The sequence below is a fragment of the Micromonospora sp. WMMD754 genome (assembly GCF_049315235.1).
Classification (GTDB): domain Bacteria; phylum Actinomycetota; class Actinomycetes; order Mycobacteriales; family Micromonosporaceae; genus Micromonospora; species Micromonospora sediminicola.
Genome location: NZ_CP186058.1, coordinates 2,578,114 through 2,599,966, shown reverse-complemented (window position 1 = coordinate 2,599,966; position 21,853 = coordinate 2,578,114). Strand labels below are relative to the sequence as shown.

22 protein-coding genes and 1 riboswitch are annotated in these 21,853 nt (G+C 74.5%); of the genes, 10 read left to right on the top strand and 12 right to left on the bottom strand.

Annotation, left to right across the window (positions count from 1 at the left end):
* Positions 1–30: 30 nt before the first annotated feature.
* The 4 genes from ACN27B_RS12700 to ACN27B_RS12685 form a co-directional block, all read right to left on the bottom strand.
* Positions 31–534: a DUF2231 domain-containing protein gene (locus tag ACN27B_RS12700; RefSeq protein ID WP_099162764.1), complete on the bottom strand. Its 504-nt coding sequence runs from the start codon at positions 532–534 to the stop codon at positions 31–33.
* A gap of 92 nt (positions 535–626) precedes the next feature.
* Entirely contained in the window at positions 627–1,817 is a 1,191-nt protein-coding gene (locus ACN27B_RS12695; RefSeq protein ID WP_422745090.1) for a sensor histidine kinase, read from the bottom strand.
* A gap of 1 nt (position 1,818) precedes the next feature.
* A complete protein-coding gene (locus ACN27B_RS12690; RefSeq protein WP_422745088.1) occupies positions 1,819–2,481 on the bottom strand; it encodes a response regulator transcription factor in 663 nt (220 codons plus the stop codon).
* Positions 2,482–2,520: 39 nt separating this feature from the next.
* Positions 2,521–3,420, bottom strand: a complete 900-nt coding sequence (locus ACN27B_RS12685) for a DUF3152 domain-containing protein (protein ID WP_422745086.1) — start codon at positions 3,418–3,420, stop codon at positions 2,521–2,523.
* 85 nt (positions 3,421–3,505) lie between these two features.
* Here ACN27B_RS12685 and ACN27B_RS12680 point away from each other — a divergent pair, with 85 nt between their 5' ends.
* From ACN27B_RS12680 to ACN27B_RS12665, 4 genes are all read left to right on the top strand, one after another.
* Entirely contained in the window at positions 3,506–4,696 is a 1,191-nt protein-coding gene (locus ACN27B_RS12680; RefSeq protein WP_422745084.1) for a DUF2786 domain-containing protein, read from the top strand.
* A 99-nt stretch (positions 4,697–4,795) separates the two neighbouring features.
* Positions 4,796–5,155 (top strand): YciI family protein, encoded by a 360-nt coding sequence (locus ACN27B_RS12675; protein ID WP_245667010.1) that lies wholly within the window; start codon positions 4,796–4,798, stop codon positions 5,153–5,155.
* Entirely contained in the window at positions 5,152–6,396 is a 1,245-nt protein-coding gene (locus ACN27B_RS12670; RefSeq protein WP_422745082.1) for an RNA polymerase sigma factor, read from the top strand. Before ACN27B_RS12675 ends, ACN27B_RS12670 begins: the two co-directional genes overlap by 4 nt.
* Before the next feature lie 29 nt (positions 6,397–6,425).
* A complete protein-coding gene (locus ACN27B_RS12665; RefSeq protein WP_357625701.1) occupies positions 6,426–7,061 on the top strand; it encodes a dihydrofolate reductase family protein in 636 nt (211 codons plus the stop codon).
* A 58-nt stretch (positions 7,062–7,119) separates the two neighbouring features.
* Here the strand turns inward: ACN27B_RS12665 and ACN27B_RS12660 are convergent, their stop codons facing one another.
* The 4 genes from ACN27B_RS12660 to ACN27B_RS12645 all read right to left on the bottom strand — a co-directional run bounded on the left by ACN27B_RS12660 (position 7,120) and on the right by ACN27B_RS12645 (position 10,835).
* Entirely contained in the window at positions 7,120–7,293 is a 174-nt protein-coding gene (locus tag ACN27B_RS12660) for a CsbD family protein (RefSeq protein WP_013283784.1), read from the bottom strand.
* Between the two features lie 69 nt (positions 7,294–7,362).
* Positions 7,363–9,618 (bottom strand): heavy metal translocating P-type ATPase, encoded by a 2,256-nt coding sequence (locus ACN27B_RS12655; protein WP_422745079.1) that lies wholly within the window; start codon positions 9,616–9,618, stop codon positions 7,363–7,365.
* A gap of 16 nt (positions 9,619–9,634) precedes the next feature.
* Positions 9,635–10,594 (bottom strand): hypothetical protein, encoded by a 960-nt coding sequence (locus tag ACN27B_RS12650; RefSeq protein WP_422745077.1) that lies wholly within the window; start codon positions 10,592–10,594, stop codon positions 9,635–9,637.
* Positions 10,595–10,628: 34 nt separating this feature from the next.
* A complete protein-coding gene (locus ACN27B_RS12645; protein ID WP_091583071.1) occupies positions 10,629–10,835 on the bottom strand; it encodes a heavy-metal-associated domain-containing protein in 207 nt (68 codons plus the stop codon).
* Between the two features lie 81 nt (positions 10,836–10,916).
* Between ACN27B_RS12645 and ACN27B_RS12640 the strand changes: the two genes are divergently transcribed.
* The 4 genes from ACN27B_RS12640 (at position 10,917) to ACN27B_RS12625 (ending at position 14,300) form a co-directional block, all read left to right on the top strand.
* Positions 10,917–11,216, top strand: coding sequence for a metal-sensitive transcriptional regulator (locus tag ACN27B_RS12640; RefSeq protein WP_091583077.1), 300 nt, complete (start codon positions 10,917–10,919; stop codon positions 11,214–11,216).
* 156 nt (positions 11,217–11,372) lie between these two features.
* Positions 11,373–11,552 (top strand): SHOCT domain-containing protein, encoded by a 180-nt coding sequence (locus ACN27B_RS12635; protein WP_246247961.1) that lies wholly within the window; start codon positions 11,373–11,375, stop codon positions 11,550–11,552.
* A gap of 143 nt (positions 11,553–11,695) precedes the next feature.
* A complete protein-coding gene (locus tag ACN27B_RS12630; RefSeq protein ID WP_099162774.1) occupies positions 11,696–12,985 on the top strand; it encodes a YibE/F family protein in 1,290 nt (429 codons plus the stop codon).
* Between the two features lie 154 nt (positions 12,986–13,139).
* Positions 13,140–13,270: riboswitch (cyclic di-AMP (ydaO/yuaA leader) on the top strand.
* Positions 13,271–13,274: 4 nt separating this feature from the next.
* Positions 13,275–14,300: a coiled-coil domain-containing protein gene (locus ACN27B_RS12625; RefSeq protein WP_099162775.1), complete on the top strand. Its 1,026-nt coding sequence runs from the start codon at positions 13,275–13,277 to the stop codon at positions 14,298–14,300.
* Positions 14,301–14,360: 60 nt separating this feature from the next.
* Here ACN27B_RS12625 and ACN27B_RS12620 read toward each other — a convergent pair whose 3' ends face one another.
* Entirely contained in the window at positions 14,361–15,014 is a 654-nt protein-coding gene (locus ACN27B_RS12620) for a carbonic anhydrase (RefSeq protein ID WP_099162776.1), read from the bottom strand.
* Between the two features lie 168 nt (positions 15,015–15,182).
* On the opposite strand from ACN27B_RS12620, the gene ACN27B_RS12615 reads away from it, so the two are divergent.
* Complete coding sequence (locus ACN27B_RS12615) at positions 15,183–15,521, top strand: helix-turn-helix transcriptional regulator (protein WP_099162777.1); 339 nt, start codon at positions 15,183–15,185, stop codon at positions 15,519–15,521.
* Positions 15,522–15,580: 59 nt separating this feature from the next.
* Entirely contained in the window at positions 15,581–16,819 is a 1,239-nt protein-coding gene (gene mycP / locus ACN27B_RS12610; RefSeq protein ID WP_422745073.1) for a type VII secretion-associated serine protease mycosin, read from the top strand.
* Positions 16,820–16,925: 106 nt separating this feature from the next.
* Here mycP and ACN27B_RS12605 read toward each other — a convergent pair whose 3' ends face one another.
* The 3 genes from ACN27B_RS12605 to eccCa all read right to left on the bottom strand — a co-directional run bounded on the left by ACN27B_RS12605 (position 16,926) and on the right by eccCa (position 21,710).
* On the bottom strand, positions 16,926–17,207 hold the full coding sequence (locus ACN27B_RS12605) for a WXG100 family type VII secretion target (RefSeq protein ID WP_099162778.1): 282 nt from the start codon (positions 17,205–17,207) through the stop codon (positions 16,926–16,928).
* Positions 17,208–17,235: 28 nt separating this feature from the next.
* Positions 17,236–17,544, bottom strand: a complete 309-nt coding sequence (locus ACN27B_RS12600; protein WP_091583107.1) for a WXG100 family type VII secretion target — start codon at positions 17,542–17,544, stop codon at positions 17,236–17,238.
* 200 nt (positions 17,545–17,744) lie between these two features.
* Entirely contained in the window at positions 17,745–21,710 is a 3,966-nt protein-coding gene (gene eccCa / locus ACN27B_RS12595) for a type VII secretion protein EccCa (protein WP_099162779.1), read from the bottom strand.
* Positions 21,711–21,853 lie beyond the last annotated feature (143 nt).

Genomic DNA, 21,853 nt, shown 5'->3' with positions numbered 1-21,853 from the left:
CCGGTGGGCGGGGAGCGCAGGGCGTGGCGGTCAGTCGCCGTCCTCGCCGCCGGATCCGGCGGTGGCTGCCGGGGTGTCGCCCCATACCGCCTTCGCACCCGAGTCGCCCACCCGGTAGACCTGAACCAGGTTCGCCGCCGCCACGACCACCGCGAGCACGGCCACGACCACGCCGAGCGCGCCCGGCCCGGCCGTCCGGGTGTCCCCGGCCGGACGGTCCGCCCGCCGGTGCAGCCAGACCAGTGCGACCGCGGCCACCAGCAGCGGCAACGCGAACCAGATCAACTGGTCGCCCAGCGCGGCGTGCCGACCCGGGTCGCCGACCCGCCGTTCCAGGCTCTCCCCGCTCTCGGTGGCGAGCGGGACGGCGGCGGTGGCCAGCGCGGCGACCAGCACGACGAGCCAGCCGAAGCGCCCGCGCCAGGCCGGTCGTACGGCCAGCGCGACCACGCCCAGCGCGGCCAGTGGCAGCAGGACCACCACGGCGTGCACCACCAGCGGGTGCAGCGGCAGTCCGTTCACGGAGTCGGGCACGGTGTCTCCTCGGCGGTCGGGGCGGAAGCCGGTTCGGCCCTCACAGTGCCCGCCGTTTCTTGCGATGTTCTTGCGGCCGGCCCGCCCGGAACTCAGCCGGGCGGCAGCAGCAGCGTGAAGGTGGCGCCCCGACCCGGCGCGCCGGTCACCTCGACGGTGCCCCGGTGCGCCCGCGCCACGTGCTGGACCAGGGCGAGGCCGAGACCGAACCGCCGCCCGGCGCCGGCCGTGCCGTGCGCGAACCGGGCGAAGAGCCGGTCCGTCTCGGTCGGGTCCAGACCGACCCCGTCGTCGGCGACCTCGGCGGCGACCCGACCGTCGCGCCGGACCACGGTCACCGTGACGTGCCCGCCCGGCGGCACGTGCCCGAGGGCGTTGTCCACCAGCGCGGTCACCGCCCGCCGCAGGGCCGGGCGGGCACCCCGCACCGGTGCCGACCCGGCCGCCTCCAGCCGCAGCTCCACCTCCCGCTCCCGGGCGTACGCGGACATGCTCGCCACCACCTCGCGGGCGACCTCGGCCAGGTCGACCTGGGTGTCCGGCAGCGGCTGGTGTTCCGCGGCGGCCGACACCAGCAGGTCCTCGACCACCTCGCCGAGCGCCCGGGTGTCCGCCACCAACTGGTCCAGTTCCCCGGTCAGTCGCTCCGCCGGCCGGTCGCGGGCCCGCCGGGCGAGCAGTTGCGCCCGGGTGTGCAGCACGGTCAGCGGGGCGCGCAGCTCGTGCGAGGCGTCCGCCACGAACCGGCGCTGCATCCCCAGCGCGGTGGCCAGCGGGGCGACCGCCCGCCGCGCCAGCAGGGTGGCCGTGACCAGCGCGCCGGCGAGCCCGGCCAGCTCGGCGACCAGCAGGGCGAGACCGAGCTGGCCCTGCCGGCGGCGAAGCGGGGCCAGGTCGGCGGCGACCGCCCAGTCGCTGCCGTCGGGCCGCCGCTGCACCACCACCCGGACCGGCCGGTCGTCGCCGGCGGACGCGTCGTGGCGGCCGGGCGGACGCCGTACCGCCGAGTCGAGCACCCGGGTCAGCGCCGGCGACGCCCCGGGGGTCACCTCGACGGCCGTGCCGCCGGGACGCCGCAGCGCCAGGAACTGTCCGGGCGGGGGATCGTCCACGTCCTCGGCCGCGGCCAGCACCCGGGTCAGCTCGTCGTTCAGCGCCCGCGACTCCTGCCGACTGGTCAGCACGAACATCAGCGCGCCCACCAGCAGCAGGACCAGCCCGATCGCCCCGGCGGTCTGGACCACGCTGCGCCGGCGGGCGCGGGCGAGCCGGGCCTCGTCCACCTCAGCCGCCCCCGAGCCGGTAGCCCAGCCCGTGCACCGTGCGGACGGCGTCGCGGCCCAGCTTGCGGCGCAGGTGGTGGACGCAGGCGTCCACGCTGCCCGGCGCGTCGGCCCGGTCGAAGGCGGCGCTGAGCAGCTCGGCCCGGGTGAAGACCTTGCGGGGCCGCCCGGCGAGCGCGTGCAGGACGGCGAACTCGCGGGCGGAGAGCGGGATCTCCGTGGCGCCGTCGACCACCTGACGGTTGCCCACGTCGAGGCGGCCCCGGCCCAACGGCAGCCAGTCCGCTCCCGCCGGGTGCCGGCGGCGCAGCGCGCGCAGCCGGGCCAGCAGCTCCGCCACCTCGAACGGCTTGACCAGGTAGTCCTCGGCGCCGGCGTCCAGTCCGGCCACCCGGTCGTCCACCGCGCCCCGGGCGGTGAGCAGCAGCACCGGGCAGGTCACCCCGTGCGCCCGGAGCCGGGTGACCAGCTCCAGGCCGTCCAGCGCCGGCAGCCCCCGGTCGACCACCATCACCTGGTAGTCCCGGGTCAGCGCCCGGTGCAGGCCGAGATGCCCGTCACCGGCCACGTCCACCGCGTACCCCTCGTCGGCGAGCAGGTCGGCCAGCAGCTCGGACAGCGCCCGGTCGTCCTCGACCAGCAGCAGGCGGGTGGGGCTCTCCACCCGGCCAGTATTCACCCGTGCGGCCGGCCCGCCGGCCGGTCAGTGGTCCTCGGCCGGAATCGGGTCGTCGTACTGGCCGGACGGGCCGACCAGGGCCTCCCCGCCCACCAGCGGCCAGGCGTTGGGTGCGCAGCCGTGCAGCCCGAGCGTCTGCTGCACCATCACCGGCGCCGGACCGCCGGCGGCGGGGCAGCGCTCGTGACCCCGGCCCAGCCGATGGCCCACCTCGTGGTTGAGCAGGTACTGCCGGTAGAGGTCGAGGTCGGCCACGTGCGGCACCCCGTACACCCAGCGGGCCACGTTGATCACGACCCGGTCGCCGTTGCGGCAGGAGGTGTAGCGGTCGGTGGGGTCGCCGCAGAGCCCACCCCGGGTCAGCGGTGTGGTGAGCAGCACGGTGAAGTCGGCCGGCCCGTCCCGGCCCACCCGCTGCAACCGCCACCGGCCGTCCCCGGTCCAGCCGCGCGGGTCGGCCAGCGTCGCAGCGACCTCCCGGGCGAAGCGTTCCACGTCCACGTTGCGGATGCCGTCCTCGACCGCGACCCGGTAGCGCAGCAGCTCACCGGAGCGACCGGCCACCGCGCCGGTGGTGTCGGCGGTCCGGAAGCCGCCGCCACCCCGCAGCGGGTAGGTGATGCCGGGCGGCACCCGACCGGCCGCCGGGACCGGCGACGCCGGGGCGGCCGTCGCCGTCGGGCGCGGGGCGGGCACCTGCGCCGGCACGGTCCGCTCCACGCCGGCCGAGGCCAGCAGGTCCGGGTGCCGGCGCAGGGCGTATCCGCCGCCGGCCGCGAGACCGGCCGCGACGAGGGCCGCCACCAGGAGCGGGACGCCGGCCCGGGACCGCCGTCGCCGTCGGTGCAGACCCCGGTCGTACCCGCCCACGTCGATCTCCGTCCGTCGCGCCGCCCCCGCTCCGGGCAGGAGTACGGATGCCATGGCCGGACGGTTGAACCCGCGGGCCGGGTACCGTCGGTGGTGGGGTGAGCGACCTGCCGCCTGTCGGATTCAGGGGGAGCCACCCGTGTCATCAGCCGAGCAGTTGCTCGACGACGCCCTCGCGGCGGCGCGCGGCACCGACGTACGCGCCGCCGAGCGGGCCCTCGACCGGCTTGTGGTGGGCGCCGGCGCGGACGTCGACGCGGCCCTGCTGGCCCGGCTCACCCGGGCCGTCGGCCGACTCTGGCCGCGCGGCTGGCAACCGGTCGACCTGGACCGCCTCGCCGTACGCCGGTTGACCCCGCGCGGCGCCCGGCTGCTGCGCGACGGCGTGGCCGCCCAGCGGCGGACGCTCCCGGACCCCGTCCCGGCCTGGTTCGACGAGCAGGTCACCGACCTGGGCGCCCGCTGGGACACAGACGCGGGCTGGCTGGACCGCCGCGCCGACGGCGACCGGATCACCGCCCTGCGCGATGCCGTCGACGCGCTCGTCCTGGTCGAGGGGCTGCCGCCGATCGCGTCGCTGCGCCCGCCGCCCGGCTCGGCCGCCGTCTCCCGCGCCGCCGTCCCGGCCACCGGTTCCCGGATGCTCGACCGCGTACGCGCGCTGCTGGCCAAGGCCGAGTCGACCGGTTACCCGGCGGAGGCGGAGGCGTTCACCGCCAAGGCGCAGGAGCTGATGGCCCGGCACAGCATCGACGCGGCGTTGCTCGACGCCGCGGCCGACCGGCCGGACCGTCCGGGCGGGGTACGCCTCGGCACCGACGCCCCGTACGCGGGGGCGAAGGCGCTGCTGATCCAGGAGGTGGCGGCGGCGAACCGGTGCGAGTCGGTCTGGTCCGACGACCTGGGCTTCGCCACCGTGCTCGGCTTCCCGGCCGACCTGGCGGCGGTGGAGCTGCTGCACACCTCGCTGCTGGTGCAGGCCACCGCCGCGATGCTGCGCGGGCGCACGGAACGCGGCCGGGCCGGTGGACGACGCACCAAGGTCTACGACGAGTCGTTCCTCAACGCGTTCGCGCTGCGGATCGGCGAGCGGTTGCGGGCGGCCAGCACGGCGGCGGCCGAGGAGCTCGACGACGAGCGTCTGCTGCCGGTGCTCGCGGCCCGCTCGGACGCCGTCCGGGAGCGCCTGGATCAGCTCTTCCCCGGCACCACCCGGCACCGGCTCCAGGTCCGCGACGCGGACGGCTGGACCTCCGGCACCAGCGCCGCCGACCGCGCCTCCCTCGACCCGACCGCCCCGGCGCGCCGGCCGCTTCGCGGGGCCCGCTGACTTTCTCGGCGATGATGTCGGATCGGGCGGCCCGGCTCCGACCCGTCTGCGAGGCGCCACCGACGGTGGCCCCGATCCGAGGAGTGAGACGTGAAGTACATGCTGCTGATCTGGAACCGGCCCGGCTTCGTGGAGGAGCTGTCCGAGGCGGAGCGCACCGCGATCTTCGGCGAGGTCGACGAGATCATGAAGGAGCTGACCGAGTCCGGTGAGCTGGTCGGCGGGGAGGCGCTGGCCCACCCGTCGCAGGCCCGGACGGTACGGCCGGCGGCCGGCGGCACCGAGATCACCGACGGGCCGTTCGTGGAGAGCAAGGAGCAGTTCGCCGGCTACCTGACGGTGGACTGCGACACCCCGGAGCGGGCCGCCGAGATCGCCGCCCGCTGGCCGGACGTGCGGCACGGCTTCGGCGTGCTGGAGGTGCGCGCGGTGATGGAGCAGGCCGGGACGGAGATGTGACCGACCGGGCGGTCGAGGATCTGCTGCGCATGCTGGCGCCGCAGGTCCTCGGCGTGCTCGTGCGCCGGCACGGCCAGTTCTACGCCTGCGAGGACGCCGTCCAGGAGGCGCTGCTGGCCGCCGCCACCCAGTGGCCGGCGCAGGGCGTCCCGGACCACCCCCGGTCCTGGCTGGTCACGGTGGCGACCCGCCGGCTCACCGACGAGTGGCGCAGCGAGCACGCCCGCCGGGAGCGCGAGGTCGCGGTGGCGGTCCGGCAACCCGCGTACGCCACCGTCGCGCCGGCCGCCGACGAGGAGCCGCCGAGCGGCGACGACACGCTGCGGCTGCTGCTTCTCTGCTGCCACCCGGCGCTCCCGGTGAATGCCCAGGTGGCGCTCACGCTGCGGGCGGTGGGCGGCCTGAGCACCGCCGAGATCGCACGGGCGTACCTGGTGCCGGAGGCCACCATGAGTCAGCGGATCCGCCGCGCCAAGCAGCGGATCGAGGCGAGCGGGGCGCGCTTCACGCTGCCCTCGCCGGCCGACCGGGACGAGCGGCTGGGCGCGGTGCTGCGCGTGCTCTACCTGATCTTCAACGAGGGCTACACCGCGTCCAGCGGCGACGCGCTGCACCGGGCCGAGCTGACCGGGGAGGCGATCCGGCTGGCCCGGGAGCTGCACCGGCTGCTCCCGACCGACGGCGAGGGGGCCGGGCTGCTGGCCCTGATGTTGCTCACCGACGCGCACCGGGCGGCGCGCACCGGCCCGGACGGGGAGCTGGTGCCGCTGTCCGAGCAGGATCGCACCCGCTGGGACCGGGCCGGGATCGACGAGGGCATCGCGCTGGTGACCGAGGCGTTGACCTGGTCGGCGCCGGGCCCGTACCAGGTGCAGGCGGCCATCGCGGCGGTGCACGCGGAGGCGCCCACCGCCGCCACCACGGACTGGCCGCAGATCGTGGCGCTCTACCAGCTGCTGGCCCGGATCGCCCCGAACCCGATGGTCACGCTGAACCAGGCGGTCGCGGTGGCGATGGTGGACGGGCCCCGCGCCGGCCTCGCACTGCTCGCGCCGCTGGATGCCGACGACCGCACGGCCGGCCACCACCGGCTCGCCGCCGTCCGGGCACACCTGCTCGAGCTGGCCGGCGACCGCGTCGCCGCCCGGGCCGCCTACCTGGCCGCCGCACGGGCCACCACCAGCCTGCCCGAGCGCCGCTACCTGGAGGTACGGGCCGCCCGCCTGGCCGCCGACCGATGAGTTCCGGCGTCCCGGGAGGTCCACCCGTCATGGGAGAGGTCTTCAGTCAACTGTCGATGTCGTTGGACGGCTATGTGGCGGCCCCGGGGCAGAGCCTGCAGGACCCGCTCGGGCGTGGCGGCCTGCGGCTGCACGAGTGGCTCTTCGCCACCGAGAGCTGGCGCGCGGAGCACGGCCTGAACGGCGGCGAGCGCGACGTCGACGCCGAGTTGGTCGAGGAGATGATCGAGGGCGTCGGCGCGTACGTGATGGGCCGGCGCATGTTCGGCGGCGGCGAGGGCCGGTGGGACCTCGGGTGGACCGGATGGTGGGGGGACGACCCGCCGTTCCGGGTCCCGGTCTTCGTGCTGACCCACCACCGGAGGGAACCGCTGCCGATGGCGGGCGGCACGGAGTTCCACTTCGTCACCGACGGGATCGAGGCGGCGCTGGAGCGGGCCCGGGCGGCGGCCGGTGACCGGTCCGTCTGTGTGGCGGGAGGCGGCGGCACGGTACGCGGCTACCTGGCGGCGGGCCTGCTCGACTCGCTCTGGTTGCACGTGGTGCCGATCGTGCTGGGCGGCGGCACGCCGCTGTTCGACGGGCCGCTGGACGTCACCCTGGAGCAGGAGCGGGTGGTCGCCGCACCCACCGTCACCCACATCCGCTACCGGGTACGCCGCTGACCCGCACGCACGCCGGGCCGGCGCGAAGGCCGGCCCGGTGGGGTGTGCGAGTCGTACGTCAGCTCTTGAAGGCGTCCTTGATCTTCTCGCCGGCCTGCTTGAGCTTGGCGCCGGCCTGGTCGTTGCGGCCCTCGGCCTCGAGGCGCTCGTTGTCGGTCGCCCGGCCGACGCCCTCCTTGACCTTGCCCGCGGTGTCCTGGGACGCGTTGTCGATCTTGTCGTCGAGACCCATGGTGAACCTCCACTCAGCAGTTGCGTGACGACAACTGGTTACCCCGCCGGCCGCCGGCCCAATCACCTGTCACCCGATCGGGCGGAACCGCCGCAGACGCAGGCTGTTCGCCACCACGAACACCGACGAGAAGGCCATCGCCGCGCCGGCGAGCATCGGGTTGAGCAGCCCGGCTGCGGCCAGCGGCAGCGCCGCCACGTTGTAGGCGAACGCCCAGAACAGGTTGCCCTTGATGATCGCCAGGGTGCGGCGGGACAGCCGGATGGCGTCCGCCGCGGCCCGCAGGTCGCCCCGGACCAGGGTCAGGTCGGCGGCCTCGATGGCCACGTCGGTGCCGGTGCCCATGGCCAGCCCGAGGTCGGCCCGGGCCAGCGCGGCGGCGTCGTTGACCCCGTCGCCGACCATGGCGACCACCCGGCCCTCGCCCTGGAGCCGCTCGACCACTGCCACCTTGTCGGCGGGCAGCACCTCCGCGATCACCTCGTCGATGCCCACCTCGGCGGCCACCGCGTGCGCCACGGTGGCGTTGTCGCCGGTGAGCAGCACCGGGGTGAGCCCCAGGTCGCGCAGCCGGTCGACCGCCGCTCGGCTGGTCGGCTTCACCGCGTCGGCCACCGCGAGCACCCCCCGGGCCCGGCCGTCCCAGCCGGCCAGGACCGCCGTGCGGCCGGCGGCCTCCGCGCCGGTCGCCGCCCGCGCGACCTCCTCGGGTACGTCGAGACCGCGCTCCCCCAGCAGCCGTGCCCGACCGACCACCACGCTGCGGCCGTCGACCGTGCCGGTCACGCCGAGCCCTTCGGCGTTGGCGAAGTCGGTGACGGCCGGCAGCGGCCCGGCGTCGACCGCCGCCTCGGCCACCGCCCGGGCGATCGGGTGCTCGGAGGCCGCCTCCAGCGCGCCGGCCAGCCGGAGCAGTTCCCCGGCGTCCTCGCCGCCGGCGGGCAGCACCTCGGCCAGCGCCATCCGCCCGGTGGTGACGGTGCCGGTCTTGTCCAGCACCACGGTGTCGACCTGTCGGGTGGACTCCAGCACCTCCGGCCCCTTGATCAGCACGCCGAGCTGCGCGCCGCGCCCGGTGCCGACCAGCAGCGCGGTCGGGGTGGCCAGGCCGAGCGCGCAGGGGCAGGCGATGATGAGCACGGCCACGGCGGCGGTGAACGCGGCGGTCGGACCGGCGCCGGTGCCGAGCCACCAGCCCAGCGTGCCGGCGGCCAGGGCGATCACGATCGGCACGAAGACCCCGGAGATCCGATCGGCCAGCCGCTGCACGGCCGCCTTGCCGGTCTGCGCCTGCTCCACCAGCCGGGCCATCTGGGCGAGCTGGGTGTCCCCGCCGACCCGGGTGGCGCGGACCACCAGCCGGCCACCGGCGTTGACGGTCGCGCCCACCACGGCGTCGCCCGGCCCGACCTCGACCGGCACCGACTCGCCGGTGAGCATGCTGGCGTCGACCGCGGAGGTGCCCTCCTCGACCACCCCGTCGGTGGCGACCTTCTCCCCGGGCCGGACCACGAACCGGTCGGAGACCGCGAGCTGGTCGACCGGGATCCGGGTCTCCTGCCCGCCGCGCAGCACCGCCACGTCCTTCGCGCCCAGTTCGAGCAGGGCACGCAGGGCGGAGCCGGCGGTGCGCTTGGCACGGGCCTCGAAGTAACGCCCGGCCAGGATGAAGACGGTCACCCCGGCGGCGGCCTCCAGGTAGATGTTGCCGGCGCCGTCGCCCCGGGTGATGTCGAAGCGGAACGGGTGCGTCATCCCGGGCATACCCGCGTCGCCGAGGAAGAGCGCCCAGAGCGACCAGCCGAACGCGGCCAGCGTGCCGAGCGAGACCAGGGTGTCCATGGTCGCCGCGCCGTGGCGCAGGTTGACCAGCGCGGCCCGGTGGAACGGCAGCCCGCCCCACACCACCACCGGAGCGGCCAGCGTGAGCGAGGCCCACTGCCAGTGGTCGAACTGCCAGGCCGGCACCATGGCCAGCACGATCACCGGCAGGGTCAGCACCGCCGAGACCCACAACCGGGTACGCGCCCCGCGCAGTTCGTCCACCGGCTCGGCGCTCATGGTCGCGTCCGCCCGGGCGGGCGGCGGCGGCACCGCGGCCGTGTAGCCGGTCTTCTCCACGGTGGCGATCAGGTCGTCCGGCGTGACCTCGTCGGCGTACCGGACGGTGGCCTTCTCGGTGGCGTAGTTCACCGTGGCCTCGACGCCGTCCATCCGGTTGAGCTTCTTCTCGATCCGGGCGGCGCACGACGCGCAGGTCATGCCGCCGATCGCGAGTTCGATCAGGTTCGGCGCGGTCGGAAGCGTCTTTCCCGTGGTGGTCATCGCGGCACCTCCCCGGTCAACTGTGCCCGTGCCCCGGGGTGCCGTGTCCGGCGTCCGGGGTCGGTGCGGTGGTGGTCGCCGGCCCGGTGGGCGCCGGCGGGGCCTGGTCGCCGGCCACGACGGTGAACTCGGCGGTGTGCACCGCGTCGCCGTGCCGGAAGTCCAGGTAGAGACGGTACGCGCCGACCGACGGCACCTCCGCCGCGAACGTGATCGCCGGTCCGGCCGGCGTGCGCCCGTCGCCGGGCGTGCCCTCCGGGTGCACGTGCAGGTAGGCCAGGTCACCCTGGCGCAGCGCCACCAGGTGGCCGTACGCCCCGAGGTAGGGCTGGAGGTCGGTGACCGGCCGGCCGTCCCGGCTGACCGAGAGCGTGAGCCGGCTGGTGCGGCCGGGCTCCGGCGCGCCGGTGAGCGTGACGGTGTAGCCGTCGACCGTGGTGCTGGTGGCCGGTGGCGGCAACGGTCGCGCGGCCAGCGTGCCGGGGACGGTGACGTCGACGCCGAGCGTCAACGGCTCCCCGCCGGTCGGGGTGAAGTCGGCGAACGCCCGCCACACGCCCGGCCCGGCGAGCGGTGAGGCGACCCGCCAGGTGCCGTCGTCGGCCAGCTCCGGGTGCACGTGCCGGAAGCCGGAGAGGTCGCGGCGGGCGACGATCAGGTGCATGCGCTTGTCGTGGGCCACGTCGTAGCGGGTGACCGGCCGGCCGTCCGGGCCGGTGATCCGGAACGCGAACTGCCCCTCGGGCGCAGCCGTCGGCTGGAACGTGTAGCCGCGCTCGGAGACGAGCAGCCCGCCGGGCAGGCGGGCGGCCGCCTCCCCGGCGTGACCCTGGTCGCCGTGGCCGGCGTCGGTGTCGTCGTGGCGGGTGTCGGCGGCCGGGGCGTCGGGACCGGCCACGTGACCGATCCCGTACGCCGCGCCGAACACCGCCACGAGGCCGAGGGCGAAGCCGCTCAGCTTCGTCGCCGTGTTCATGGTGTCTCCTCGTGTCGTCGGGTCCGCGGACCCGTCACGCCCCGACGAGGTCGTAACCGGCCTCGTCCACGGCGGCGCGTACGGCGTCCGCATCCAGCGGGCTCCGGCTGGTGACGGTGACCCGGCCGGTGGCCAGGTCGATCTGGACGTCGGTGACGTCCGGCAGTGCGCTCAGCTCGGTGCTCACCGCGGTGACGCAGTGCCCGCAGGTCATGCCCCGCACCTGGTAGGTGGTCTCCATCGCGTCCCTCCGATCCCATACCCCCCTGGGGTACTCATGGCACGTTAGCATACCCCCGAGGGGTACGCTATCCTCGATCTCATGACCACGCCGCCCACCCCGACCCGGGGCTACACCGCCAGCAAGGACCAGCTCCTCGCCCGGCTCCGCCGCATCGAGGGTCAGGTCCGGGGCATCGAGAAGATGGTCGAGGACGACCGCTACTGCATCGACGTGCTGACCCAGATCTCGGCCATCCAGGCCGCGCTGGACAAGGTCGGCCTGGGCCTGCTGGACGGGCACGCCCGGCACTGCATGCACGAGGGGGCCGCCGAGGGCCGGGCCGACGAGATGGCGTCCGAGATGATGGCCGCCGTCGGCCGCCTGATGAAGCGCGGCTGACCGGGACCTCCGACCCCCGGAACGGGCCGCCCGACCCGGTCCGCCGACCGGCCGGGAGACGTACCGTCGAGGTGGCCGGGGCCGGCGGTCGCGCCGCCCCGGAGCCGACGGACGGAGGGCGGCCGGATGATGTGGTCGGGCCCGATGATGGGCTGGATGTGGATCTGGTCCCTGCTGGTGCTGGCGGTGCTGGCGGGGCTCGTCTGGTTCGTGGTGCGGATGCCCGGCCCGGACCGCGCGTCGCCCGGCACGGCCCGGCGCATTCTCGACGAGCGGTACGCCCGCGGCGAGATCGACGAGGACGACTACCGACGTCGACGCGCCGGCCTGGCCTGATCCGGCGTCCACCGGCGGCGCGGGCCGCCCTGGATACCATGGCCGGGCGACGACCCGGGCGTGATCCCCACGCGTCCGCGCCGGCCCCGGTGACCCGACCGGTCCGGTGACCCGGTTCCGCCGCGACCGTTGGGAGAGACGCCGTGGGCGCCGATCACACCCGTCCCGCAGCCGCCGCGCCGCCGGGCGTACGCCGGCTCCTGATCGCCACCGTGGTGCCGCTCTTCGTGCTCACCGTGATCGCGGCGCTGGTGCTCTGGCCCCGGGCGGACCGCGACCCGGTGGACGGCGGCGCGGACGTGCCGCGCTACCACGGCACGGTGACCCGGGTGGTGACCGAGCCCTGCCCGCCGACGCCCGAGTCGCCCGAGGGCGACACCGGCGGCCCCTGCGGCACCGTGACCGTCGCCGCCGAGCAGGGGCCGGACGCGGGCCGGCAGGTCGAGACGCCGGTCCCCACCGGACCCGGCGCGCCCCGGGTCGCGGTCGGTGACGAGGTGATCCTGGTCGAGCTGGTCGACCCGGGCGACCCGTCGGTGAAGACCTACAACATCGCCGAGCACCAGCGCGGTACGCCGCTGATCTGGCTGGTGGCCCTCTTCGCCGCCGCGATCGTGGCGTTCGGCCGCTGGCGCGGGCTGGCCGCGCTGGGCGGGCTGGTGGCCAGCTTCGCCATCCTGCTCGGCTTCGTGCTCCCCGGCATCGGCGCCGGGCAGTCGCCGCTGCTGGTGGCGATCGTCGGCGCCGCACTGATCATGTTCGTGGTGCTCTACCTGACCCACGGGATCACCGCGCAGACGTCGGTGGCGGTGCTGGGCACGCTCGGCAGCCTGGTGATCACCGGAGTGCTGGGCACGGTGGCCACCGCCGCCACCCACCTGACCGGCTTCGGCAGCGAGGACGCCACCACGCTGTCGATGTTCCAGGGTGACGTGGACCTGCACGGACTGCTGCTGGCCGGCATCATCATCGGTTCGCTCGGCGTGCTGGACGACGTCACCGTCACCCAGGCGGCCACCGTCACCGAGCTGGCGCACGCCAACCCAGGGCTGTCCCGACGGCAGCTCTACCGGGCGGCCACCCGGGTGGGCCGGGCGCACATCGCGTCCACCGTCAACACCATCGTGCTGGCGTACGCGGGCGCCTCGCTGCCGCTGCTGCTCCTGCTGGTCGCCGACTCCCGCCCGGTGGGTCAGCTGCTCACCAGCGAGTTCCTCGCCCAGGAGATCGTCCGTAGCGCGGTGGCCACGCTGGGCCTGATCGCCGCCGTACCGCTGACCACCGCGCTGGCCGCGGTCGTGACCACCGCCGGTCGCGCCGGGCGGGCCGCCGGACCCGCGACGCCCCGGCCGCCGTCGCCCCGGGAGGACGCGTGGGAGGCGCTCGGCGAGGGCCGGTCCGGCGGGGGCAGGAGCACGGAGGCCGCATGGTGACACTGCGCAGCGTGACGGCCGATTCCAAACGCGATGCTGGTCACGCTGGGCGGTGGCGAATTCTCGCGATTGGTCGGCTTCCGGACGTAGATCCCCGGGAGTGGTCTCGGGTAACCTCGCTGCCGGTCACCGCCGAAGGCGCGCACCGGCGCCTGCGGTGCCGCCGCCCAATCGCCTCCGGGCGAGCCGGGGAACCAGGTACATGGGGTGAATCCGCGCCAGCGGAAGGGGCCGCTTCCGTCCCGAACCCGTCAGCTAACCCGGTCGGCGGTCGACGGAAGGGAACACTGTGACGGCACCCCTGCGCCGCTGGCTGACACCCGTGGTGGCCGTGCTCGCCGCTCTTGCCGTGCTGGCCGGGCCGACGCCGGCCTCGGCGGCCCCCGGCACCGCCGCCCCGAACCCCTCGGGCCACTCGGAGGACGACGACCCACCGCTGATCAGCGAGGCCGTCACCGCCGCCAACCGCGCCTACCTCCAGGCCAAGTCGAAGTTGGACACGTCCCGCAAGCGGCAGCTCCAGCTCGCGCTGGAGGTGAAGGCGGCGCAGAACCAGCTCGACGCGCTCAGCCCGCAGGTGAGCGAGATCGCGGCACAGTCCTACCGGACCGGTCGCGTCGGCGCCATGGCGATGCTGCTGGAGAGCGACTCCCCCGACTCGTTCGTCCAGCGGGCCAGCGCCCTCGACGAGCTGAACCTGTTCAACGCGCAGCGACTCGCCGCCATCAACGAGGTGAAGGGCCGCGCCGAGCGGGCCAAGATCGCGCTCGACGCCGAGGTGCGGGAGCAGGAGAAGCAGGCGAACGCGATGGCCCGCGAGAAGGTCGAGGCGCAGAAGGCGCTGAAGCTGGTCGGCGGGCTGGACTTCACCGGTGGCCTGGTCTCGGCCACCTCGCCGGTTGCCAAGATCGGCCCCGGCCGCACCGCCGACGGCGGGTGGAAGTCCGAGTCGTGCAGTGAGAACGACCCGACCACCTCGGGCTGCGTCACGCCGCGCACCCTGCACGCGTACAAGGAGGTCAAGCGCGCCGGGTTCAACCGCTTCGTGGGCTGCTACCGCCCCGGCGGGCCGTGGGAGCACCCCAAGGGCAAGGCGTGCGACTGGTCGTTGCAGAACAGCGGCTTCGCACCGTGGCACAACAACGACACCCGCCGGTACGGCAACGAGGTGGCCGCCTTCCTCATCCGCAACGCCGACCGGCTGGGCATCTACTACGTGATCTGGAACCGGCAGATCTGGTTCCCGGCGACCGGCTGGAGTTCCTACAGCGGGCCCTCCAACCACACCGACCACGTGCACATGTCGCTGCTCTGACGCGCGCGTACGACAAAGGGGCCGCCCGTGGGCGGCCCCTTTCGCGTATCCGTTTCCCGGTCAGCCGGCGAGCGCCGCGTCCGCCGACGCGGCCGGTGACGGCAGCGGGGCCGGCGACTGCGCCACCGTCCGGACCTCGCCGCCACTGAGCCGGTACGACATGCCGACCACCGCGCAGGCCCCGCCGGCCACCTTCGCGGCGAGCACCGAGGAGCGGGCCAGCAGGGTCTCCACCGTCTGGGCGATGTGCACGTCGATGATGCCGTCGAGATCCTCGACTCCCTGGCGACCGGCCCGGAGCAGGCTGGGTGAGACGGCGTCCACCACCGCGCCCAGGTGTCCGGCCGGGGCGGAGCCGGTGCGGACCGCCTCGCGGGCCGCCTGGACCGCGCCGCACGAGTCGTGGCCGAGCACCACCACCAGCGGCGTGCCGAGCACGGTGACCGCGTACTCCACGCTGCCCAGCACCTCCGGGCCGGCGGTGTGGCCGGCGGTACGCACCACGAAGAGGTCACCGAGGCCGCGGTCGAAGATGATCTCGGCGGCGAGTCGCGAGTCGGAGCACCCGACGATCACCGCGAACGGGTGCTGACCGTCGGCGACCGCCGCCCGGTGCCCGGCGTCCTGGTTCGGGTGCTGCGGCACACCGGTGACGAACCGGTGGTTACCGGCACGCAGTTCGGCGAGTGCCTCGTCGGGGGTGGTCGGGATCATGCTGCTCACCTCGTCCTCGCGGAGCCGTCAGGCCGGCCGGCGGCGGTGTCGGCCCCGCGACCCACCGTCACACGCGACCCATGGCACGTCAAGATTTCGTGATACGCATTTCATACGTCACCCTCGTCGACCGTGCCGGGTCGGGGCGACGACGGAAGGAGCCATACGATGACCACCATGGCGACCACACCGGCCGAGGACGGGAGCCGCAAGAACTGGACCTTCCTCACCAATCACGGGCACGTCCTGCTGGCCATCGCGCGCAACCCCACCGCGCGCCTGCGGGACGTGGCCGACGAGGTGGGCGTCACCGAGCGGGCGGCCCAGGCCATCGTCGCCGACCTGGAGGCCGGTGGTTACCTCCGCCGCACCCGGGTGGGCCGGCGCAACGAATACACGGTCAACCCGAACGGGCGCTTCCGGCACCCGGCGGAGGCCGACCAGCAGGTCGGTGCGCTGCTCGACCTGTTCGGCGCCGAGCCGACCGGCGACACCGCCGAACACTGACCGTCCTCGCGCGACCGCCCGTTCCCACGCGCACACGGCCGCGACGGTAATCTCACCGCGTGCGCGACAGCTTGCTGGCGAACGGGACGACGGGGCGCGTCCGTGCCGGACACCGGATCAGGTCCGTCCTGTGCGGAGCGGCGCTCGCCGCCCTGGTCGGCGGCACGCTGGCGGTGCCGACGCCGGCGGTCGCGGCGCCCGCGTGCGGGCCCACCGGCGGCCCGGCCCCCACCGAGATGCCCTGGGCGCTGAGCCGGCTCGACCCGGCCGCCGCCTGGCGGGTCGGCAAGGGGCAGGGCGTCACGGTCGCGGTGGTCGACTCCGGCGTCTCGCCGAGCCACCCGTTGCTGCGCGGCCGGGTGCTGCCGGGCGAGGACTTCAACCAGTTGGTCCACCTGCGCGGGCAGTGCGACCTGGTCGGTCACGGCACCATGGTGGCGGGCATCATCGCCGGCCGGGAGGGCACCGGCTCGCCGTACACCGGCATCGCGCCCGAGGCCCGCATCCTGCCACTGCGCGTGCTGGCCGAGAACAAGGAGAACTTCGACCCGGACGTGCCGGGCGAGATCGGCCGGGCGATCCGCTGGGCGGTCGACCACGACGCCGACGTGATCAATCTGTCCCTGGTCACGCTCGACGACCCGGCCCTCCGGTCGGCCGTCACCTACGCCCTGGGCAAGGGCGTGATCGTGGTGGCCTCCGCCGGCAACCGGCAGGAGAACCGGGAGGACCGGCCGGCCTACCCCGCGGCGTACCCGGGGGTCATCGCCGTCGCCGGCATCGACGAGCAGGGCGGCCACGTGGGCAGCTCGGTCAGCGCGGACTACGTGGACATCGCCGGCCCGGGCCTGAACATCGTCGGCCCCGCCCCGCAGGGTGCCGGCTACCGCGCCGAGCCGCAGGGCGGGACGAGCTTCGCCACCGCGTACGTCTCGGGGGTGGCCGCGCTGGTGCGGGCCGCGCACCCCGAGATCAGCCCCGAGGAGGTGGCCTACCGGTTGACCCGCACGGCGGACAACCCGCCCGACGGGCACAACACCGAGGTGGGCTACGGGATGGTCAATCCCTACCGGGCGGTGACGAACCTGCTGGGCACCCGCGACGACCCCCCACTGGGCGCGATGCCGCCGCCGGCGCCGGCCGCCGACCCACTGGCCTGGCAGCGCACGGTCGCGATCTGGGTCGCCGTCGTCGGCGGGCTGCTGGCCGGCGTCCTGCTCACGCTGCGCCCGATCCTGGTACGCGGGCGGCGACGCGGCTGGCGCCCCGGCCGTCGCGACCTCCCCCGTGGCGCCTGACCCGGCCCCGTCACCTCCCGGGAGGGCGCCGCCTCCCCACCGCACGGGAAAACGCAGCGGCTCCGCCCGGCGCGAGCCGGAGCGGAGCCGTCGTTGACCGGTCGGGTCAGTTGCCCCAGACCTTGGAGTTGCTCATCTCCGTGGTCATGTAGTTCTCGCGCGCGATGCCCACCGCGCCGCCGATCTCGTTGAGGACCTTGTTGATGTCCCGCACGGCAGCGTCCCACTGGGCCTGGTGCTGCTCGTAGGCGACCCGGTCCTGGCCCTCCCACTCGAGCTTGCTCAGCATCGACCGCAGCGTGTCCAGCTTCTCGTCGATGGTCCGCGAGATGGCCTGCATCTGCTGGTTGCTGCTCTCGAGGACAGCGTAGTCAACCTTGATGCTCATCGATTCCTCCTCTGCCTGTCTTCGCGGATCACGGGTTGAGCGCAGCGTGGAACTTGTCCAGCATCTGCTGCTGCTCTTCGTCGTTGACCTGGTGCGTGGTGCCGGACTTGTCGAGCAGGTCCGCGATGTTGTCCATCGCCGTGAGCAGCTTCGCCGTGTCCTCGGTCCAGCGGTTCATCAGGCCCTGGAAGCCCGTGGAGGCCTGGCCCTTCCAGGCCATGGCCAGGTCGTCGACCACGTTCCACAGCTTCTTGAGCTCGCCGTCGACGTCGCTGCGCGTGGACCGCACGTCACTCGCGGCGGTGTGCAGAGTCGCTGCACTGACCTCGAACGCCATGCTTCACACCCTTCCGTCATCTAGTGGCGGCGGTTCCGCCGCGCCCCTCCCCCGCGGCAAGGCGAACACACCCCACCGACGGACACTTCATCCGAACCGTAGCGGACGACGTCCAACCCGCGCAGCCCTCCCTTCCCATCGTCGAATTCCGACAGGACACCGCGATCCGGCGTGGACCGTACGAGTTGGACGGTGCCCGGTCAGGCCGGCTCCGTCCAGGCGGTCTGGATCAGCTGCTGGCCGTCGCGGCGGCGGACCAGGGTGCCCCGGCCCGGCGGCTGCGGGGTCGGCCGCAGGTTGCCGAACACCGCACCCTCCTCCCGGCTGCCCGACATCAGCAGGCCCGGCGAGTCCAGTTCGCGCAGGCGTTGCAGCACCGGCTCGTAGAGGGCCCGGGCCACGCCGCCCACCCGCCGCGTGATGATCAGGTGCAGGCCGATGTCCCGCGCCTGGGGCAGCAGCTCGTGCAGCGCGCTGAGCGGGTTGTTGCCGCCGGAGGCGACCAGGTCGTAGTCGTCCACCAGGATGTAGAGCTCCGGCCCCTTCCACCAGCTGCGGTCGCGCAGCTGCGCGGTGGTCACGTCCGGGCCGGGCAGCCGGTTCTGCAACGCGCTGCGGATGGAGCCGAGGCCCTGGCTGAACACCTGGTTGGACGGCGCGTAGTCGAGCAGGTGGTCGCCCTCGACCGCCCCCAGCAGGCCGCGCCGGTAGTCGGCGATGACCAGCCGCGCCTGGGCCGGCGTGTAGCGCTCGGCGATCCCCCGGGCGATCAGCCGCAGCAGGTTGGTCTTGCCGCACTCGGCGTCACCGAAGACGGTCAGGTGCGGCTCGCTCGCCAGGTCCAGGTAGACCGGGGCGAGCGCCGACTCGTTGACCCCGATCGGGATGCCCGGGGCGGACCGGTCGACCACCTGGGCCAGGTCGGTCAGCGCCAGCTTGCGCGGCAACAGCCGCACCTTCGGCGCGGGCCGGCCCGGCCAGTTCGCCGCCACGTGGCCGGCCAGCGCGACCGACGCCTCGGTCAGGTCCTCGATGTCGCGCTTGCCGTCGATCCGCGAGACCGCGGTGAGGAAGTGCAGCTTGTCCCGGGTCAGGCCCCGACCCGGCGAACCGACCGGCACGTTCTGCGCGGCCCGCCGGTCGATCTCCGACTCGGACGGGTCACCGAGCCGCAGCTCCAGCTTGGTGCCGAGCAGGTCCCGCATGTTGATCCGGATCTCCGCCCAGCGCACGGCCGTGATCACCACGTGCACGCCGAAGCCCAGCCCCCGGTTGGCCAGGTTGGTGATGGTCTGCTCCAGCTCCTCGTACTCCTGGCGCAGCGTGTTCCAGCCGTCCACCACGAGGAAGACGTCCCCGAACGGGTCGTCGGCGAACTCCCCGGCGGCCCGCCGCCGGCGGTAGCTCGCCACCGAGTCGATGCCGTGCTGGGTGAACCGGTTCTCCCGCTCGTCGATCACGGCGACCACCTCGGCGACGGTCCGCCGGACCGCCTCGGTGTCGCGCCGACCGGCCACGCCGGAGGTGTGCGGCAGCCCGTCCAGGCTGCGCAGCGCGCCGCCGCCGAAGTCGAGGCAGAAGAACTGCACCTCACGCGGCGTGTGGGTGAGCGCGAGGGAGGCCAGCATCGAGCGCAGCATGGTGCTCTTGCCGCTCAGCGAGGCGCCGACGATCACCACGTTGCCACCGGCGCCGGAGAGGTCGACCATCATCGGGTCCCGACGCTGCTCGTACGGCCGGTCGACGATGCCGACCGGCACCGCGAGCCGGCCCCGGCCCGGCCAGTCCGCGGTGGTCAGGCCGAACGTCGGGTGCACGCTCAGCTTGGGCAGCAGCTCGGCCAGCCCGGACGGCTCCGCCAGCGGCGGCAGCCAGACCTGGTGCGCCGGCCGGCCCCGGCCCTTGAGCTGGTCGATCAGGACGTCCAGCATGGCCACCGCCTTGCCGTCACCGGTCTGCTCCGGCTCGGGCGCGGTCTCCGCCGGGGTCGGCAGCTTCGGCACCGGCACGTAGTCGATGCCGTACGGGACGATCCGGCGCTGCACCTGCGCCCGGCTGGAGCGCTGCGTCTGCCCCGGCGCCCGGTAGGGGCCGGAGACGTAGGCGGCACGGAACCGCAGCATGGTGGCGGTGTCGGTCTTCAGGTAGCCGTGGCCCGGCGCGCTCGGCAGCTCGTAGGCGTCCGGCACACCGAGCACGATCCGGCTCTCCACCGCCGAGAAGGTCCGCAGACCGATCCGGTACGACAGGTGCGTGTCCAGACCGCGCAGCTTGCCCTCCTCCAGTCGCTGCGAGGCGAGCAGCAGGTGCACGCCGAGCGACCGGCCCAGCCGGCCGATCATCACGAACAGGTCGATGAAGTCCGGCTTGGCGGCCAGCAGCTCGGAGAACTCGTCGCAGATGATGAGCAGGCTGGGCATCGGCTCCAGCGGCTCACCGGCCGCGCGCGCCTTCTCGTAGTCGTAGCGGGACACGTAGTTGCCCGACGCCCGCAGCACCTCCTGGCGGCGGTTCATCTCGCCGGCCAGCGCGTCCCGCATGCGGTCGACCAGCGGCAGCTCGTCGGAGAGGTTGGTGATCACGGCGCTGGTGTGCGGCAACGCGTCCAGCGACGCGAACGTGGCGCCACCCTTGAAGTCGACCAGGACGAAGTTGAGCTCCTCCGACGAGTGCGTCACGGCCAGCGCCGCGACCACCGTACGCAGCAGTTCGCTCTTGCCGGAACCGGTCGCGCCGATGACCAGGCCGTGCGGGCCCATGCCCTCGTGCGCGGACTCCTTGAAGTCCAGCTCGACCACGTTGCCGTCCGGCCCCAGGCCGAGCGGGATGCGCAGCCGGTCCCGGTGGCCGCGCGGGCGCCAGGTCTGCCGGGTGTCCACGGTGGCGGCGTCGCCGACGCCGAGCAGGTCGGGCAGCTCCATGCTGCGGGCCAGCGGCTCCTCGGTGCTGGCGCCCTGCTGCTGGGACAGCCGGAACGGGGCGATCTGCCGGGCCAGCCCCTCGGCCGCCGCCAGCGACAGCCGGTCCGGCCGGCCGAGCCGGGAGGAGGTGGGGCCGCGCACCAGGTCGAGCCCGCTGCCGTCGCCGGCGTCCAGGCAGAGCAGCCACCGGCCGGCGTCCCGGGGGACCGCGCCGGACAGGTCGAACACGGTCGTGCCGAGCAGCCCCGCGCCGGTCAGCGCGCAGGTCGCCGAGACCTCGCCGCCGTCGAGCACCACCACCACGTGCGGCGCGGTGGTGAGCGGCTTCGCCTCCGGGGCGAACCGGGGTCGGCCGCCCAGCTCGTTGGCGAGCGCCGACTCGGCCTCGGCCAGGCTGGCGAAGACCATCCGGCGCGCGCCCGCCGCGTCCGTACGCCCCGGGTGCTGGGCGTGCGGCAGCCACTTCGCCCAGTCCCAGACCGGCTGCCGGTCCGGTGCGGCCACCACGACGACCAGCAGGTCCTCCGGGGCGTGGAAGGTGACCAGCTGACCCAGCGCCGCCCGGGCCAGGTCGAGCACCGGCTCGCGGTCGCCGCGCAACGCGATCCGGCTGAACGCGCGCAGCGACAGGGCGGTGGGCAGGTCGGGCACGCTGGAGTGGGCCCGGACGAACCGGCGCAGCGCGATCGCGCTCATCGGCTCCAGGTCCTCCACCGGCTTGGTCTCCGGCGGCACGATCTCCACCGCCAGCCGTTGCGGGCCGAGCGCGATCCGCACCTCGCCGAAGTCGTCCTCGGTGATCCGCCGCTCCCACAGCCGGCGCGAGGCGGCGATCGACCAGAGCGCGTCGGGCTCCGGGTGCCGCCAGGTCATCGCGGCGCGCTGCTGCTCGGCCGCCCGCCGGGTGCGCTTGCGCATCTGCGCCAGGTAGCGCATGTAGTCGCGCCGCTGGGCGTTCAGCTCCGCCTTGTCGTTGCCGCCGTTGCCGAGCGTGCCGATCGCCATGCCCAACATGGACACCCCGAACAGGCCACCGGCGACGTACGTCATCATGCCGCCGCCACGGCCGGCGTAGAGGAAGGCCATCGCGCCGACGCCGCAGAGCATCGGCAGGATCATCAACACCTGCCCCATGCCCTTGGCCTGCGGCTCCGGCAGCTCGGGCGGGGACTCCAGCAGGACCTCGCCGCGCGGCAGCGCGGGTCCCGGTTGACGCGGAAGTCGGCGGAACACCACCGTACTCACGGCTCTCCCCTCCCCAGAAGTGGCAGTGATCGTGGTCTGCCACCGCCGGTGAGCGTCGGGTGGGCAACCTGTGCGACCGCCATCGTAGGTAATCTCCCGGAGGCGTCGTGGACCCGTGGGGGCGACGCCGACGGCCGGGTGGA